The following is a 15840-nucleotide window of genomic DNA, read 5'->3' as shown; positions in this document are numbered from 1 at the left end:
GGGCGGCTCGGCGGGCCCTGGCGAGGGCGGGTCGGCGCGGCAGGCGGCTGTCCGAAGGGTCCTGTCGCAAGCGCCATGGCCGAATGCACATGCTAAAGAGCATGTCCGAAGTGCAAGCTGGGCTTGGCGGCGGGCTCGGCGGGTTTGTGCGCCCGGGGCCGGGCGAGCGGGTGACGCCGCTGGACCGCGGGCGGCTGGCGGCCCCGTTCGAGGCGCTGCGGGCCCGCGGAGAGGCGCTCGGCTCGCCGAGGGTCGCGCTGGTGGCGTTCGGCACGGCGAGCGAGGTGCGGCCGCGGGTCGAGTACGCGCGGGCGTACTTCCCGGTCGGCGGCTTCGAGGTGGTCGAGGACGAACCGACGGAGTCCGTCCAGGTGGCGGCGGCGCGGTTCGCCAACAGCGGGGCCAAGGTCGCGGTGATCTGCGGGGCCGACGCTCGCTACGCGACGGCCGTGCCCGAGCTGGTGCCGGGGCTGCGGGCCGCGGGGGCGCGGGTGATCGTGCTGGCCGGCCGGCCCAAGGATCTGTGGGAGGCGCTCGCGGCCGCGGGCGTCGATGTCTTCATCGCCGCGGGGGCCGACGCCCTGGCGGCGCTCGGCGCGGTGCAAGAGCGCCTGGAGGTGCTGGCGTGACGACGACACGGCCGATCCCCGACTTCTCCCAGCTCGGCTACGACGAGCTGCCTCAGGTGTCTCTCAAAATGGGACAGGTCCCGAAGGACAGGCCTGGGCGACGCCCGAGGGCATCGCGGTGCCGCCGGTCTACGAGGGCGCGGCGCTGCAGGCGATCGAGCCGGCCTGTCTGACCACGCTGCCGGGGCTGCCGCCGTTCACGCGCGGGCCGTACGCGACGATGTACACCCAGCGGCCGTGGACGATCCGCCAGTACGCCGGGTTCTCGACGGCCGAGGAGAGCAACGCGTTTTACCGGCGCAACCTGGCGGCCGGGCAGAAGGGGTTGTCGATCGCGTTCGACCTGGCGACCCACCGCGGCTACGACTCCGACCACCCGCGGGTGCTCGGCGACGTCGGCATGGCGGGGGTGGCGATCGACTCGATCCTCGACATGCGGGTGCTGTTCGCCGGCATCCCGCTCGACCAGATGTCGGTGTCGATGACGATGAACGGGGCGGTGCTGCCGATCCTCGCGCTCTACGTCGTCGCTGCGGAAGAGCAAGGAGTGCGGCCGGAGCAGCTCAGCGGGACCATCCAGAACGACATTTTAAAAGAGTTCATGGTCCGCAACACGTACATCTATCCGCCCGAGCCGTCGATGCGGATCGTGGCGGACATCTTCGCCTACACGGCGAAGCACATGCCGCGCTTCAACAGCATCAGCATCTCCGGCTATCACATGCAGGAGGCGGGGGCGACGGCCGACCTCGAGCTGGCGTACACGCTGGCCGACGGGCTCGAGTACGTGCGCACGGGGGTGCGCGCGGGCCTCGACGTCGACGCGTTCGCGCCGCGGCTGTCGTTCTTCTTCGGCATCGGCATGAACCTGGCGATGGAGGTGGCGAAGCTGCGGGCGGCGCGGCTCCTGTGGGCGAAGATCGTGCGCGGCTTCGGGGCCAAGAGCGACAAGAGCCTGGCCCTGCGCACGCACTGCCAGACGTCGGGGTGGAGCCTGGCGGCCCAGGACCCGTACAACAACGTGGCGCGCACGTGCGTCGAGGCGCTGGCGGCGGTGCTCGGCGGGACGCAGTCGCTGCACACCAACAGCTTCGACGAGGCGCTGGCGCTGCCGACCGACTTCTCGGCGCGGATCGCCCGCAACACCCAGATCTACCTGCAAGAGGAAGCCGGGGTGTGCCGCACGATCGACGCGCTCGGCGGCAGCTACTACATCGAGTCGCTGACGCACGAGCTGGCCCAAAAGGCGTGGTCGTTGATTCAGGAGGTCGAGGGGCTCGGCGGGATGGCGCAGGCGATCGTGCAAGGCCTGCCGAAGCTGCGCATCGAGGAGGCGGCGGCGCGGACGCAGGGGCGCATCGACAGCGGGACGCAGGCGGTGATCGGGGTCAATCGCCAGCGACTCGAGCAAGAGGAGCCGCTCGAGGTGCTGGTGGTCGACAACTCGGCGGTGCGCGCGGCCCAGCTGGCGCGGCTCGAGGAGCTGAAGCGCGGGCGCGACGAGGCGGCCACGCGAGCGGCGCTGGCGGCCCTGACCCGCTGCGCCGGCGACGGCCAGGGCAACCTGCTGGCGCTGGCGATCGACGCGGTGCGGGCCAAGGCGACGGTCGGCGAGGTGAGCGCGGCGCTCGAGCAGGTGTGGGGCCGCCATCAGGCGGTGACGCGGACGATCCGCGGGGTCTATAGTGCGGCGGTGGACGACGACCGCAGCGTCGCGCGCGTGCAGGCGAGGGCCGAGGCGTTCGCCCGCGCGGAGGGCCGCCGGCCGCGCCTGCTGGTGGCGAAGATGGGCCAGGACGGCCACGACCGCGGCGCCAAGGTGATCGCCACCGCGTTCGCCGACATGGGCTTCGATGTCGACATCGGGCCGCTGTTCCAGACGCCGGCCGAGACGGCGATGCAGGCGGTCGAGAACGACGTCCACGTGGTCGGCGTGTCGTCGCTGGCGGCCGGCCACCTGACGCTGGTGCCGCAGCTGCGCGCCGAGCTGGAGCGCCTCGGCCGCGACGACATGATGGTGGTGGTCGGCGGCGTGATCCCGCCGCAGGACGTAGCCACGCTCGAGTCGATGGGCGTGGCCGCGGTGTTCGGCCCGGGCACGGTGCTGACGCGCGCGGCCGAGGCGATCATCGACGAGCTGGCGCGCCGCCTCGGTCACGCGGACTGAAGCTCCCGCGGAGCGAGCGCCGCGCTCGCTCCGCGGCCGATGCGTCCTGCGAGGTCGCGATTTCGGGACATGTCCTCGGGGACATGTTCTGCGGGTGTTGACAGGGCTGGCGGGGGTTGCAAGAGTGCGCCGCGCATGAGCACGGCGATCGGGATCGATCTGGGGACGACGCGCTGCACGGTGGGGATCTTCGAGCACGGTCGGGCGTCGGCGCTGCTGCAGGGCAAGGGCGTGATGGTGCTGCCGGCGGCGGTGGCGATCGACGGCGAGGGCGCGGTGGTGGTGGGAGACCGGGCGCGGCGGATGGCGCTGCTGCGGCCCGACGGCAGCCAGCTCTACGTGCACCGGCTGCTCGGGCGCCGCTTCGAGGCGGTGACGCCGGGGGTGTGGCAGCCGCAGACGCTGGTGCGGGCCGAGCACGGCGACGCGTCGGTCAAGCTCGGCGAGCACGCGATCTTGCCGCAGGCGCTGGTGGCCGCGCAGATCGCAGAGGCGCGGGCGGTCGCGGAGGAGCAGCTCGGCGAGCCGGTGCTGCACGCGGTGGTGACGGTGCCGGTGTACTTCGGCGACGCGCAGCGGCGGGCGCTGCTGCACGCGTGTCGGCTCGGCGGGCTCGAGGTGAGGCGGCTGGTCCACTCGACCACCGCGGCGGCGTTGCTCTACCAGGCCGAAAGGACAGGTGTCGAGGACGAGGTGATCGTGCTCGTCGACGCCGGCGCGGGCGGGGTGAGCTGCGCGGTGGTGGAGATCAAGGAGCGCGAGATCTCGGTGCTGGCCCAGCGGGGACTGGCGATGGGCGGCGAGGACATCGACGGGCGGATCGTCGAGTGGCTGCTGAGCGAGCGCGGCGAGGAGGGCGGCGACGCCGAGCTGGTGCGCTCGCGGATCCGCGACGCCGCCGAGAAGGCCAAGATCGCGCTGTCGGAGCGCAAGGACGTCGAGGTCCACCTGCCGTTCCTCAGCGCCGACGAGGCGGGCCCGAAGCACCTGGCGGCCAAGCTGACGCAGGCGCGGCTCGAGAAGCTGGCCGGCGACGTGGTCCAGCGGATCGCGGGGCTCGTAGGTCGCGTGTTCGAGGAGTCGGGGGTCGCGCTCGAGCGCGTCGGCGACATCATGCTGCTCGGAGGGACCAGCCGGATCCCCGCGCTCCACGAGAAGGTCGAGGCGATTTTCAAGAAGATTCCGTCGAGCAAGCTGGACACGCTCGACACCGTCGCGCGCGGGGCGGCGATCCTCGCCGGGCTGTTGGCGTCGCGTCACCCGGAGGTGCGGGTCCACGAGGCGCTGGTGCAGCCGCTGGTGGTGCGGCTGTCGGGCGGCGAGGTGCAGACGCTGTTGACGGCGCGCGCGGCGGTGCCGGCCGAGACCGCGGTGACCCTGAGCACGCCGGGCGACGGGCGGGCCTCCGCGGAGGCGCGGCTGTTTCAGGGCGACCGCGGGGCCGAGGAAGATGACCTTTTGGCCAGCTTCGTGGTGACGGGCCGGCCCGAGGTCGAGGTCAAGCTGCGGGTCGACGACAACCAGGTGCTCGAGCTGTCGGTGCGCGAGCTGTTGCGCGGCAAGGAGGCGCGGCTGATCGTGCGCGAGCGCGGCGGGATCCCCGAGGAGCAGCTGACCGCGATGGTCGAGGCGGCGCGCGAGCGCGAGGCAGCGGCGCGGCTCGAGCGCGAGGCGCACGAGCGGCGCGCGCGGCTCGAGGGCATGGTCCAGCGCTGCGAGCGGATCCTCGGCGAGCAGGAGAAGCTGGCGCCGGAGGTGCGCGCGACGGTGGAGGGCGGCCTGCGCGACGCGCGGGCGGTGCTGGCCGGCGGCGACCCGGAGCTGGTGCGCACGGCGATCGACGGGCTGGCCGCGCTGCTGCAGCCGCTCGGGGGCGAGTGGGCGGCCATCGCCGCGCCGCCGCCCGCGCGCGCGCCTGCAGCCCGTCGTGGCGCCGCCGCCGAAGCGGGTGACGGCCGACGCCGCCAACGCGCTGGAAGAGGTGGGCGAGGCCGTCGAGGTCGAGGACGACGACTAGAAAATTTCAAGAATGAGGGACATGCTCGAAGGAGCATGTTCCTCCGGACATGCCCCTCGGGGCATGTCCTCGAGCGCGCCCGCGGAGTGACCTGTCCTCGGGGACAGGGGCTCAGGGCTGGCGGGCGACGAAGGCGAGGGCGCCGCTGCGCATGCGCCGGCCCTGGTCGAGCGTGAAGATCTGGCGCGGGCCCTGGCGGCAGGAGCACATCAGGTTTTGGTGCGAGGTATCGTGCTCGAGGCCGAAGAGGTGGCCGAGCTCGTGGACGAAGGTGGTGGCGGGGGCGTCGTTGCTGACGATGAGGTACTCGCGGTTGCGCATCTTGCCGAGCAGGCCGCGGTAGCGCCAGTGGAGGCCGCGGACGCTGCGGTCGGCGCGGCGCGAGCCGCCGAGCTCGAGGTTGCCGACGAGGAAGACGTGGACGGTGCCGTCGGGCTGGGCGAACTTGGCGAGGTGCCGGCGATCGCGGCGGTGGCGGACCGCGGCGAAGCCCTCGGGCAGGAGCTCGACGCGGGCGACGTAGACCTCGATGCCGGAGGCGCGCAGGGCCTCGTTGGCGCGCCACACGGCGCGGTTGAGGCGGCGCAGGTCGAACACGACCTTGTCCGCGCCGGTGGCGACGTGGACCGTCAGCGGCAGCCGCACGAGCCGGGCGCCGGCGCGCGTCTGGGGCTGCGTCTCGCCGCGGATGTCGGGGACGACGTGCCTGTCGGCGGCGAACGCCGGCGTGAACGACAGCGCAGTGACGAACAGGACCGCCAGCGCTGCGAGGCGCGGTCCGACGAGCCGACCGAGACGCGAGGCCAGTATCACCCGAGATCGACAGTACCTGAATCGCAGCAGAAAAAAGCTGCGCGGTGCGCACCGAGAGGTGCGAAGCACATCGCGCGGGTGATCGCGAGCGTGCAGCGAACGGAGACTCGGGACCGGACGCGATCGCGGGCGACCGCGGACCGTCCTCGGACCCGCCTCGTGACCGGGGCCCTGGCGCTGCGGGTGGCCCTCGAGCCGCGATGCGCCTTACAGGGCTGCAACTCGCGGGGCCTCGCCGAAGGGGCGTCGCGCACGCGGGTGGCCTGCAGGGGGGCGCCCTTGCTGCTATGTTGCAGCGGAAGATGCTGCAGTTCGGAGAGCGGGCCGCGAAGGCCCCGGAGTTCGTCCCCGACCCCGAGACCCGCACCTGGCTGGCGCGCAGCCTCGCCGCCGTCGTCGCCCACCTGGGTCCACCGGCGCGCAAGCAGCAGTGGGTGTCCGATTCGCCGCTGAAGAAGGCTGCGCCGCGCGACCTCGACGCGCTGTTCGAGCTGGTGTGCGTCGCCCAGGAGCACATCGGCCAGGGCGACGTCGAGATCACGCTGGCACCGCCGGGGGCAGGCTCCGCGGCAGTACCGCCGGGCTTCAAGGTGCTCGGCGATCCGTCCGGACACTTGCTTCACACGTTCGCGCGCGGGTCCGAACTCGCGCTGGTGGTGATGCCGCAGGTGTTCCGCGCGCCGTCGCTGCTGCTCGGCAACCTGGCCCGCGAACTGGGACGGATCGGCTTGTGGATACAACCGACGCCGTCGCCGGCGCTCGCAGAGATCGACGGCGAGGCCGCGGCCGAGCTGGCGGCGATCTCCCTCGGCCTCGGCGTGTGGGTGGCCAACGGCGCCTACATGTTCGAGAACGCCTGCTGCGGCGGCGGCTGCGGGATCGACCTGCGGAACATGCGAGCCGGCCTGTCGCTGCCGGAGGCCAGCTACGCGCTGGCCCTCGACGCCCACCGCAAGGGCCTGTCCCGCCGCGCGGCCGCGAAGCAGCTCGAGACGACGCAGGAGGCCGCCTTCAAAAAATGCTTCGAGGCGTGCGCGAGCGACGTGATCGCCGCGCTGCCGCCAGCCCGCGAGCGGCCGGCGCTGCGCGCGTGAGGCTCCTGGAGACATGTCTCTAAAGGCATGTCTCTTCGGGCAGATGAGCCGAGTAGGGGACCCCGCGCTTCATGCGGCGCGCTCGTGCGGCCCGCTCAAGAGGGGATGCAAGGATGCTGCGCCCGCGAGTGATGGCGGCGGGAGTGACGAGCGCCGCGAGAAGGCGGCGAAGAGCGACGGGCGCCACGAGAAGGGGGGCGAGTGACGGTCGCCGCGAGAACGCGGGGAGTGACGGGCGCCGCGAGAAGGCGGGTGCTGACGGCCGGGAGTGACGGGTGCCGCGAGGAGGCGGCGACGAGTGACGGGTGCCGCCAGGTACGAGCGTCGCCAGGGTCGGCTAGCGCTTTTGATGTCCCTGCGGACAGGTCCTACGGGACAGGAACCTTGAGCAGGGTGTAGTGGGCGTTCTCGTAGGCGACCTCGGTGCGGGAGCGGAGGTCGGCGGGGAGCGAGCTCTTGGCGCGGGCGCCGTGGCCACCGGTGGTGATGAGCCAGACGTTGCGGCCGTGGCCGCGGTTGGCGTCGATCAGCTCGGCCAGGGTCTCGCGGTCGGCTTCCTTCTGCACCCACACCGCGCCCTTCGTAAAGAAGGTCTCGCCGCGGTAGTAGAACCACGCTTGGCCAGCGGGTCGTCGGGGCCGCGGTGGTCGTAGTAGTGGCGGATCGCCGAGCGCTGCGACCAGTGCTCCGACACGGCCGGCAGGTAGCTGTTCAGCGTGTAGTGGAGGGTGATGAAGCCGGCCAGCAGCATGGCGACCAGCGCGGCTCGCTGGCGCCGCGCGGCCCACAGCGCGAGGCCGAGGGCGAACGGCAAGGCGCAGGCGACGAGCCCCGTGGTCTCGGGCGCGCCGTTGCGCCACATGTGGTCGTAGAGGTAGGTGGTGAGGTGGGTGATCCACGCCGGCTCGACGATCGCGTCGCGCAGGACCAGCGCCAGCAGGGCGGTGCCGAGGCCGGCCGCCGCCCACGCGAGCTTGCGGCCCTGCGCGGCCGGGGCCGGCTCGCTCAGCCACAGGCCCAGCAGCAGGGCCAGCGGCGGCAGGGTCGGCAGCAGGTAGTGGTAGTACTTGGTGACGCTGGTGGTCAGCAGCGCCAGGGTGGCGCAGAACCACAGCAGGGCGAAGCGCCACAGCTCGGACGAGCTCGGGGCGGGCTTGGCGGCGTTGCTGGTCGTGAGGGCATGTCCTCCGGGACCTGTCGGCTGCGCCAGGTCGCTGGGGACATGTCCGGAAGTGCCGTCGTGGCGCAGGTGGCGGGCGGCGGCCCACAGCGCGGCGGGCAGGGCGGCCGACCACGGCAGGGCGGCGACGCCGAGGGTGCGCAGGTAGTAGGCGAAGCCGCCGACGGCCTGGTCCTGCTCGCCGCTGCCGAAGCGGGCCAGGTTGTTGACGATGATCAGCTCGTTGAGCCACGAGTCGCCGCGGTAGATCCACATGGCGTGGTGCCACGGCAGCGAGGCCAGCGCGAACAGCAGGAGGCCGGTCAGCGGGCCGCAGCGCCACAGGTTGGTGACGGTGAGCCGGCCGCTGACGAGCAGGTGCAGCAGCACGAGCAGGCCGACGAGGCCGGGGCCGATCATGCCCTTGCCGACCAGCGAGACGCCGGCGGCGAGGTAGAGCACGCCCATCCACACCTGGGCGCGGGTGCGCCAGCGGAAGGTCCGCAGCAGCACGAGCAGGGCCACCGCGGCGTAGCCGAGCATGACGAGGTGGATCTTCACCAGAGTGGCGAAGTTGGGGACGCCCGGCTTCTTCACGAAGCGAGACACGCGCGCGACGGTGTGGTCGCTGCTGACGTGCAGGTCGAGGGCGACGATCGGGGCGACCACCGCGAGCAGGAAGAGCAGGAAGAAGCCGAGGTAGGCGGCGTCCCAGGGGATGGTCCAGCGCGCGACGCCGGCCAGGCGGGCGCGCCAGCCGGTGGGCGCGGGGGCGGCTGGCGGGAGGGACAGGTCGCCGGTGGGCGCAGCGTCGGCTGGCGGAAGGGACAGGTCGCCGGGGCGGGCGGTGCCAGCTGGCGGAAGGGACAGGTCGCCCCGAGTCGCAGCGTCGGCGGACGAAAGGGACAGGTCGCCGGAGTGGGCGGTGCCGGCGGACGAAAGGGCCAGGTCGCCGGGGCGAGCGGTGCCAGCTGGCGGAAGGGACAGGTCGCCCGGAGTCGCGGGGGCGGCTGGCGGAAGGGACAGGTCGCCGGTGGGCGCAGCGTCGGCTGGCGGAAGGGACAGGTCGGCGCGGGCGGCCTCGGTGGCGCGCAGATCGGTGCCTGGAGCGGCGGCGGCGCGCGGGAGATCGGCCCCGTCCGCGCGGACCGCGAGGGTCGGGGAAGCTGTCGGCGCGGACAGGTCGTCGGCCGCTGCGCCTGGCCTTCGGGACATGTCGCCGCTCGCCGGCGCGCTCGCGGCCGCGGCGCGCGCTTCGGGAGAGGATGGCCGATCGGACATGTCGGAAAGAGCATGACCGTCGGGCCCGTCGTCGCGGTTCACGAATCGGGCGCGGAGGCGGCGCGGGAGCAGGGTGACGAGGGCGCGGCGGCGCAGGGGCCGGTCGGGGCGCAGCCAGGCGAGGGCCCAGGCGGCCATGGCCAGCGTCACCGGGGCGACGAAGAACATGTCGGTCAGCGCCTGCCGGCTGACGATCGCCCACTGCGGCATGGTGACGAGGGCGAGGGCGGTGTAAAAGCCGGCGCGCACCGGCTGGCCGGGGTCGGCCGGGCGGGCGGCGGCGAGCAGGCGGGCGCAGGCCCAGCCGAGGAAGACGGCGCAGGCCAGGCCCGTGAGCATGCTCGGCAGGCGGATCGCCAGCTCCGGCCAGGGGGCGCGCACCATCTCGTCGGGGGGCCGCGCCGAGGCCGACGCCGAGCAACTTCATGCTCAGCGCCATCAGCCAGAACGGCAGGGCCGGCTTGGACCAAAAGGTGTTCTCGGCGTTGCCGTCGGGGCCGACGCCGGGCTTCCACCACAGGTCGAGCGGGTCGTTCCGCAGCAGGATCTGCCGCGCAACCTCGCCGTAGTGGGTCTCCCACGGGTCCCAGGGGCCGCAGGCGGCGATCGACCAGGCGCTCAGCGCGACGACGGCGAGGGCGGCGAGTGCGAACAGCGCCCACGTGGGCGGGCGAAAGGCGGGTCCGAGGGCCACGAGCGGGAGAGTCGTACCAAAGCCGCGGCCGCCGGTGTAGCCTGGCGCGCGTGACGATGTCCGTCGAAGACGTGCGCGCCGCGGCGGAGCGCCTCGCCGGGAAGGTCGTGCGGACGCCGGTGCTGCGCTCGCCGGCCCTCGACGCGCTGGCCGGCGCGGAGCTGTGGCTCAAGGCGGAGTGCCTGCAGCGGATCGGGGCGTTCAAGGCGCGCGGGGCGCTGCACGCGGTGGGGCGCATGAGCCCCGAGACCCGCGGCCGCGGCGTGATCACCTTCAGCTCCGGCAACCACGCGCAGGCCGTGGCCCTGGCCGCGCGCGAGTTCGGGGTGCCGGCGACGATCGCCATGCCGGTCGACGCGCCGGCGGTCAAGGTCGCCGGGGTGCGCGCGCTCGGGGCCGAGATCGTGTTCGCCGGCACCACCTCGGACGAGCGGCGGGCGGCGGCGCTCGCCGTGCAGGAGCGCACCGGCGGAGCCATCGTCGACCCGTTCGACGACGCCGACATCATCGCCGGCCAGGGCACCGCGACCCTCGAGCTGGTCGAGGAGGCCCGAGCCCGCGGGTCGAAGCTCGACGCGATCGTCGTGCCGGTCGGCGGCGGCGGCCTGCTCGCGGGCGCCTGCCTGGTGGCCGAGGCCGCCGACATCGCGGTCTACAGCGCCGAGCCCGGCACGTGCAACGCCCTGGCCCGGAGCCTCCGCGCCGGCGAGCGCGTGCCGGTGCCGCCGGGGCCGACTCTGGCCGACGGCCTCAAGCCGGTCCGCGTCGGCGCGCAGAACTTCGAGATCGCCCGCCGGGTGGTCCGCGGCAGCTTCGAGGTCGACGACGAGGCGCTGGGGCGCGCGCTGGTGGCCCTGCTGCTGCACGCGAAGGTCCTGGTCGAGCCGTCCGGCGCGGCCGGGCTGGCGGCGGCGCTGTCGGGGGCCCTGCGCGGGCGCCGGGTCGGGGTCGTCCTGTCGGGCGGCAACGTCGAGCCGGCCCTGGTGGCGGCGCTGATCGCCCGCCACGCGGAGGCCGTGTGAACTTTGGGACAGGTCAGGAAGGACATGGCCCTGGGGACAATGTTTAAGAAGACATGTCTTTGGGGGCATGTCCTGACGTACACCCTTGCGTGCGGGCGCCCGGCCGAGCCGGCGCGCGAGCGCGCGAGCGCGCCGGAGCAGCCGCCGCCGAGCGAGGCGAAGGAGGCGACCCCGCCGGCGCCGACCCCGGAGGAGCTGGCGGCCGAGGAGGCGCGCCGGGCCGAGGCCGCCGCCCACCGGGTGGTGTTCGCCGACCGGATCACCTTCGGGTACGTGCTGCTGCTACCCGGCCCGCCCGGGCCGGCCCCGACGCGCGAGGAGCTGCAGGCGATCGTGCGCCGCATGTTCGCCGAGAGCGTCGACGACCCGGAGGTCGCGCTGCTGCTCGACCTCGTGGCCACGCCGCCGCGCGCGGACATGAGCGCGCTGCACGGGCCGAACCAGGCTGTCCCGAAGGCCAGTGACGAGCCGCCGCTCGACCCCGAGGCGGCGGCGAGGATCTGGGCCACCACCGACCTGCTGGGGCTGGAGATCGACGCGCTGCCGGCCGCGGCGGTCGAGCCGAAGCTGCTCGCCGACCCGGAGCTGACGCGGGCGCTCGAGCCCGAGGAGCGGGCCAGCCTGCCCGAGCGCACTCAGCTGGTGATGGTGCGCGCGCTGTATCGCAACCAGAACGGGGTGCGCGGGCTCCGACTCCTGCAAGCGCTGGTCCGGGCGGTCGCGGCAGACACCGGCGCGCTCGTCCACGACCCCGACACGCTCGAGACCTTCGGGCCGGCGGCGTTCGCTGCGCGCCGGCTGCAGGCCAGCCTCGGCAACGTCGCCGACCAGGTCGCGGTGGTCCCGTTCATCGATCCGCGGCAGCCCGAGGCGGTGCGCCTCACGACCCGCGGCATGCGGCGCTTCGGCAGCGTCGACCTCGAGCTCGACGGCCTGACGCGCGACCTGCCGGCGCTGCAACAGGCGACCTACTTCCTGCACGGGATGGGCCTGGTGATGGCGCGGCTGGGAGAATTCGACCGCTCGGGCTTCGCGGTCGAGGCCCCGGAGGTCATCGGGCTGCACTATCGCGACTGCGTCGACGCCTACGGCGGTCAGGTCGCGCTGCCGCGGTGCAGCGCGTGTCCGGAAGAGGTGGATATCCACCTCGTGGAGCGCCCGGCCGAACCGCATGACCCACCCGGACACGTGGTCGCGCGGATCGTGGCGCCGCAGGCCGTCAGCGGCCGCTCCGACTACGATCACATCGCATGGATCCGCGCCGCCCTCGACAAGGTGCTCGGACGGCCCGCGAGCTGACGCCGGTCTGCGCTCGCCGGGGCCGGTCGGGTCGCTGCCGCGGGTTGGCGCGTCGCAGCGAGGCCCGATATACTGAACTCGGGCCGAGTTCGGCCTCTTGAGTTCAAGCTTGCGCTCCGCAGGCCCCGTGCGGGGCTTCGGACGGGCCCTCGGGCCCCCACTGAATACTCCTTGTCTGAGGTCGCCATGCCCTCTCTTCGCGGGTCCCCCCCTGCGTGTCCGCCAACCTCTGCCGCCGCTGCCGTCCCCTCGCGGACGCAGTTCGCACCGAGCAAGCACCGCGAGCGCGGTCCCGGCGTGGACCCGGCGCGGCGCTCGGCCTGTGGGTGCTGGCGACGGGCTGCTCGTCGGCGGCCAACCTCGACGGCGACGGGGGCGAGACCGACAGCGACGCGCTCGGCGGGTTCGCCTCGGGTGATTCGCTGTCCGCCTCGCAGGGCGACTCGAGCGGCGATGACGGCACCTCGGCCGCGTCCGGTGGGTCGTACACCACCGGCGACGACCCCGGCTCCGAGTCGACCTCGGGCACGAGCGAGCTGCCGGCCCCGCCCTCCGACGAGCCGGCGCCGAGCGACGAGAAAGACCCGCAGAACGTCCCCGAGGACGACGTGTGCAGCGGCGACCAGGTCACGGCGTGGCGGCTGGCGGCGCGCGACCCCGACGCGATGTCGTCGCCGGCCCACGCGCGCGAGGCGATGCTCGGGCAGTGGCCGTCGCTCGTCAGCGTGGAGATCCGCCCGTGGGAGTTCCTCAACTACTACACGTTCGCGTACCCGCTGGCGCCGCCGGGGCAGCTGCTCGCGGGGGCCCAGCTGCGCAAGAGCAAGGATGACCTCGGGGACATCTTCGAGCTGCAGGTGGCGATCCGCGGCCCCGAGCTCGCCGAGGCCGACCGCGCGCCGGTCCACTTGACCCTCGCGCTCGACAACTCGGGCTCGATGGAGGGCAAGGCGCTCGAGCTGCTGAAGAGCGCCGGCCACGTGCTGGCGGCCGAGCTGCGCGCCGGCGACACGGTGGCGGTGGTCAGCTGGAACGAGGCCGACCCGCCGCTGCTGCCGGTGACGATGGTGACCGGCCCCAACGACGCCAAGCTGCTGAAGGCGATCGACGGCTTCACCGTCGGCGGCTCGGCCGAGCTGACGCAGGCGCTCTCGGCCGGCTACGCCCTGGCCGACAAGGCGTATGTCCCGAAGGACATCAACCGCCTGATCCTGATCAGCGACGGCGGCGCGACCGCGACCCAGGACGACCTCGAAGAGATGGCCAAGCGCGCCGGCGACGTGGGCAACAAGACCGGCGTCCACGCGATCGGCGTCGGCGTCGGCGACCCGGGCCTCTACCGCAGCGGCCTCATCGACGCGATCGGCGTCGCGGGCGCGGGACCCTCGATCTACGTCGGCAGCGCCGAGGCGGCCCAGACCCAGCTCGGCGAGCGCTTCCTCAGCCTGGTCGGCCTGACCGCGTCGTCGGTCGACGTCCGCGTCACGCTGCCGCCGGGCCTCGAGCTGGTGTCCGAGTCGCCGGCCGACACCGAGGTGGTCGGCCCGGACCACGTGACCGCGGCGCCGACCGACAACTCGGTGATCCACCGCCACCTGCGCCCGTGCGTCGGCGACCTCGACATGAGCACGACGCTGCAGGTCGAGCTCCACTGGGTCGACGCGGTGTCCGGCGAGCAGAAGCAGACCACCGCCGAGTGGAAGCTGATCGAGCTGCTGTCCGGCGACACGGCCTGGCTGCAGAAGGGCGAGGCGGTGCTGGCGTACGCGACGGCGCTGCGGGCGATCCAGTACTTCGCCGGCGACACCGGGGCCATCGACCGGGCGTGGGAGCGGCTCGAGGCGGCGAAGAAGGCGCTGCCCGGCGATCCCGAGCTGGCGGAGATCGGTCAGGTGCTCGCGGCGCTGCAAGAGCCGTAGTAGGATCGCGCGGCCATGGACGCCGCGCCGCCGCTCGTGTGGATCGACCTCGAGATGTCGGGTCTCGACCCCGACCACTGCCAGATCCTCGAGATCGCCGCGATCATCACCGACGGCGACCTCAACATCGTCGCCGAGGGCCCCGACCTCGTGATCCACCAGCCCGACGCGGTGCTCGACGCGATGGACGAGTGGTGCACGCGCCAGCACGGCAACAGCGGGCTGACCGCGGCGGTCAAGGCGTCGACGGTGGCGCTGGCCGAGGCCGAGGCGCAGGTGCTTGAGCTGGTCCGCCGCCACTGCCCGCCCGGCAAGTCGCCGCTGTGCGGCAACTCGATCGGCCACGACCGCCGGTTCCTCGTCCGCTACATGCCCGCGCTCGCCGGCCACCTCAGCTACCGCAACATCGACGTGTCGTCGATCAAGGAGCTGGTCCGCCGCTGGTACCCCACGGTCAGCGCGCCGGCCAAGCGCGAGACCCACCGCGCGCTCGACGACATCCGCGAGTCGATCGCCGAGCTGCGGTTCTACCGCGAGCACGTGTTCCGCTGAGCCGCATGCGCACGGCGGGCTTCAAGCTCCACTACTTCCTGCTGTACGCGGTGGTGGGGGCGTACCTGCCCTATGTGCCAGTATTCTTGGGACATGACCTCAAGTTACCGGACAGCCAGATCGGCTGGATCACCGGGGCTTACGGGCTCGCGGTCCTGGTCGCGCCGCCGGTGATGGCGGCGCTGGCCGACCGCAGGGTGCCAGGGCGCACGCTGGTGGCCGTGGGTTACTCGCTGTCGTGCGCGGTGCTGGTGGCGTTCGCGTGGGCCGAGGGGTTCACGGCGCCGCTGTTGCTGTCGGCGGCGTTCGGGCTGGCCTACACGCCGATGACGCCGCTGCTCGACGCGCTGGCGTTCACCGAGATGGCCCGCGCGCGCTCCTCCGGGGCGACGCCGCCGGACTACGGGGCGCTGCGCGTGTGGGGCAGCCTCGGCTTCATGGCGCCGGCGTTCGTGCTGTTCGCGCTGATGCACTCGGGGCTCGCGGGCGGGCGCGCGGCGATGCTGACGGGCGCGGCCGCGGCGGCGCTGGCGGTGGTGCGCGCCGCTGCTGCCGCGGGTGGTGCCCGAGCCGCGCGCCGCGGCGACGGTGCCGACGGCGGCGGCGTGGGCCGAGCTGCGGCGACCGTCGACGTTCGCGCTGGTCGGGCCGCTGGTGCTGCTGTTTGTGTCGATCAGCGTGTTCTACGCGTTCTACCCGCGGCTGGTGGTCGAGGTCGGGATCGATCCGGCGTGGGTCGGCCTGGCGTCGAACCTCGGGGTGCTGTTCGAGCTGCCGTGGCTGTTCCTGGCCCCGGCGATCCTGCGCCGCACGAGCGTGCGCTCGCTGATGCTGTTCGGCGCGGCGTGCATGACCGTCCGCATGGCGCTGCTGGCCACCGTGGCGACGCCGACGACGGTGCTGGCGACGCAGGTGCTGCACGGGCCGGTGGTGATGAGCCTGTACCTGATCCCGCCGATGGTGCTCGACCACAAGGCCTCGCCCGACTTCCGCAACTCGGTGCAGGGGCTGTACGCGGCGCTGTGCTACGGCGCGGCGCGCTTCGTCGGCTCGGGCGCGGCCGGGCACGCGGCGGAGTTCGGGCTGCAGTGGGCCTTCGCGCTCGCGGCCGCGTTCGCGCTCGCGGCCGCGCTGTGGTTGTGGGCGTCGTGGCGCGATCCGGCGGTCGAGACGGCGCTGCGCGGCTCGCGGTAA

11 protein-coding genes and 2 pseudogenes are annotated in these 15840 nt (G+C 73.4%); 10 read left to right on the top strand and 3 right to left on the bottom strand.

The window, feature by feature from the left end:
* The first annotated feature begins 110 nt into the window (after positions 1 to 110).
* The 3 genes and pseudogenes from OV079_RS34740 (at position 111) to OV079_RS34730 (ending at position 4989) form a co-directional block, all read left to right on the top strand.
* Positions 111 to 629: a cobalamin B12-binding domain-containing protein gene (locus OV079_RS34740; RefSeq protein ID WP_267773669.1), complete on the top strand. Its 519-nt coding sequence runs from the start codon at positions 111 to 113 to the stop codon at positions 627 to 629.
* 88 nt (positions 630 to 717) lie between these two features.
* A pseudogene (gene scpA, locus OV079_RS34735) lies at positions 718 to 2796 on the top strand (methylmalonyl-CoA mutase); the annotation flags it as partial.
* A gap of 135 nt (positions 2797 to 2931) precedes the next feature.
* The gene (locus OV079_RS34730) at positions 2932 to 4989 is read left to right on the top strand and encodes an Hsp70 family protein (protein ID WP_267773666.1); all 2058 of its coding nucleotides are present in this window, start codon (positions 2932 to 2934) and stop codon (positions 4987 to 4989) included.
* Here OV079_RS34730 and OV079_RS34725 read toward each other — a convergent pair.
* Positions 4925 to 5626, bottom strand: a complete 702-nt coding sequence (locus OV079_RS34725) for a M12 family metallo-peptidase (RefSeq protein WP_267773665.1) — start codon at positions 5624 to 5626, stop codon at positions 4925 to 4927. The two genes, OV079_RS34730 and OV079_RS34725, sit on opposite strands and share 65 nt — an antisense overlap.
* Before the next feature lie 302 nt (positions 5627 to 5928).
* Here OV079_RS34725 and OV079_RS34720 point away from each other — a divergent pair, with 302 nt between their 5' ends.
* The gene (locus OV079_RS34720) at positions 5929 to 6720 is read left to right on the top strand and encodes a hypothetical protein (protein ID WP_267773663.1); all 792 of its coding nucleotides are present in this window, start codon (positions 5929 to 5931) and stop codon (positions 6718 to 6720) included.
* Between the two features lie 368 nt (positions 6721 to 7088).
* Here OV079_RS34720 and OV079_RS34715 read toward each other — a convergent pair whose 3' ends face one another.
* Positions 7089 to 7286, bottom strand: coding sequence for a hypothetical protein (locus OV079_RS34715; protein WP_267773662.1), 198 nt, complete (start codon positions 7284 to 7286; stop codon positions 7089 to 7091).
* Positions 7247 to 9544 carry a hypothetical protein gene (locus OV079_RS34710; RefSeq protein WP_267773661.1) on the bottom strand — a complete coding sequence of 766 codons (2298 nt, stop codon included), beginning with the start codon at positions 9542 to 9544 and terminating at the stop codon, positions 7247 to 7249. The genes OV079_RS34715 and OV079_RS34710 overlap by 40 nt, the downstream gene beginning before the upstream one ends.
* Before the next feature lie 366 nt (positions 9545 to 9910).
* Between OV079_RS34710 and OV079_RS34705 the strand changes: the two genes are divergently transcribed.
* The 6 genes and pseudogenes from OV079_RS34705 (at position 9911) to OV079_RS34685 (ending at position 15840) form a co-directional block, all read left to right on the top strand.
* Positions 9911 to 10876 (top strand): threonine ammonia-lyase, encoded by a 966-nt coding sequence (locus OV079_RS34705; RefSeq protein WP_267778722.1) that lies wholly within the window; start codon positions 9911 to 9913, stop codon positions 10874 to 10876.
* Between the two features lie 24 nt (positions 10877 to 10900).
* Positions 10901 to 12175 (top strand): hypothetical protein, encoded by a 1275-nt coding sequence (locus tag OV079_RS34700; protein WP_267773660.1) that lies wholly within the window; start codon positions 10901 to 10903, stop codon positions 12173 to 12175.
* Between the two features lie 215 nt (positions 12176 to 12390).
* Positions 12391 to 14094 (top strand): vWA domain-containing protein, encoded by a 1704-nt coding sequence (locus OV079_RS34695; protein WP_267773659.1) that lies wholly within the window; start codon positions 12391 to 12393, stop codon positions 14092 to 14094.
* A 15-nt stretch (positions 14095 to 14109) separates the two neighbouring features.
* Positions 14110 to 14646 carry an oligoribonuclease gene (orn, locus tag OV079_RS34690; protein WP_267773657.1) on the top strand — a complete coding sequence of 179 codons (537 nt, stop codon included), beginning with the start codon at positions 14110 to 14112 and terminating at the stop codon, positions 14644 to 14646.
* A gap of 5 nt (positions 14647 to 14651) precedes the next feature.
* A pseudogene (locus tag OV079_RS59115) lies at positions 14652 to 15173 on the top strand (MFS transporter); the annotation flags it as partial.
* Between the two features lie 34 nt (positions 15174 to 15207).
* On the top strand, positions 15208 to 15840 hold the full coding sequence (locus tag OV079_RS34685) for an MFS transporter (protein WP_267773656.1): 633 nt from the start codon (positions 15208 to 15210) through the stop codon (positions 15838 to 15840).

The organism is Nannocystis pusilla, from assembly GCF_026626665.1.
GTDB classification, from domain to species: domain Bacteria; phylum Myxococcota_A; class Polyangia; order Nannocystales; family Nannocystaceae; genus Nannocystis; species Nannocystis pusilla.
The sequence above is the reverse complement of the archived record's forward strand: the minus strand, read 5'-3'. Positions and strand labels throughout refer to the sequence as shown.

Coding starts and splice junctions, on each gene's coding strand:
- OV079_RS34730 (WP_267773666.1), top strand. CDS start 2,932: ATGAGCACGGCGATCGGGATCGATCTGGGGACGACGCGCTGCACGGTG.
- OV079_RS34720 (WP_267773663.1), top strand. CDS start 5,929: ATGCTGCAGTTCGGAGAGCGGGCCGCGAAGGCCCCGGAGTTCGTCCCC.
- OV079_RS34710 (WP_267773661.1), bottom strand. CDS start 9,544: ATGGTGCGCGCCCCCTGGCCGGAGCTGGCGATCCGCCTGCCGAGCATG.
- OV079_RS34705 (WP_267778722.1), top strand. CDS start 9,911: ATGTCCGTCGAAGACGTGCGCGCCGCGGCGGAGCGCCTCGCCGGGAAG.
- OV079_RS34700 (WP_267773660.1), top strand. CDS start 10,901: ATGGCCCTGGGGACAATGTTTAAGAAGACATGTCTTTGGGGGCATGTC.
- orn (WP_267773657.1), top strand. CDS start 14,110: ATGGACGCCGCGCCGCCGCTCGTGTGGATCGACCTCGAGATGTCGGGT.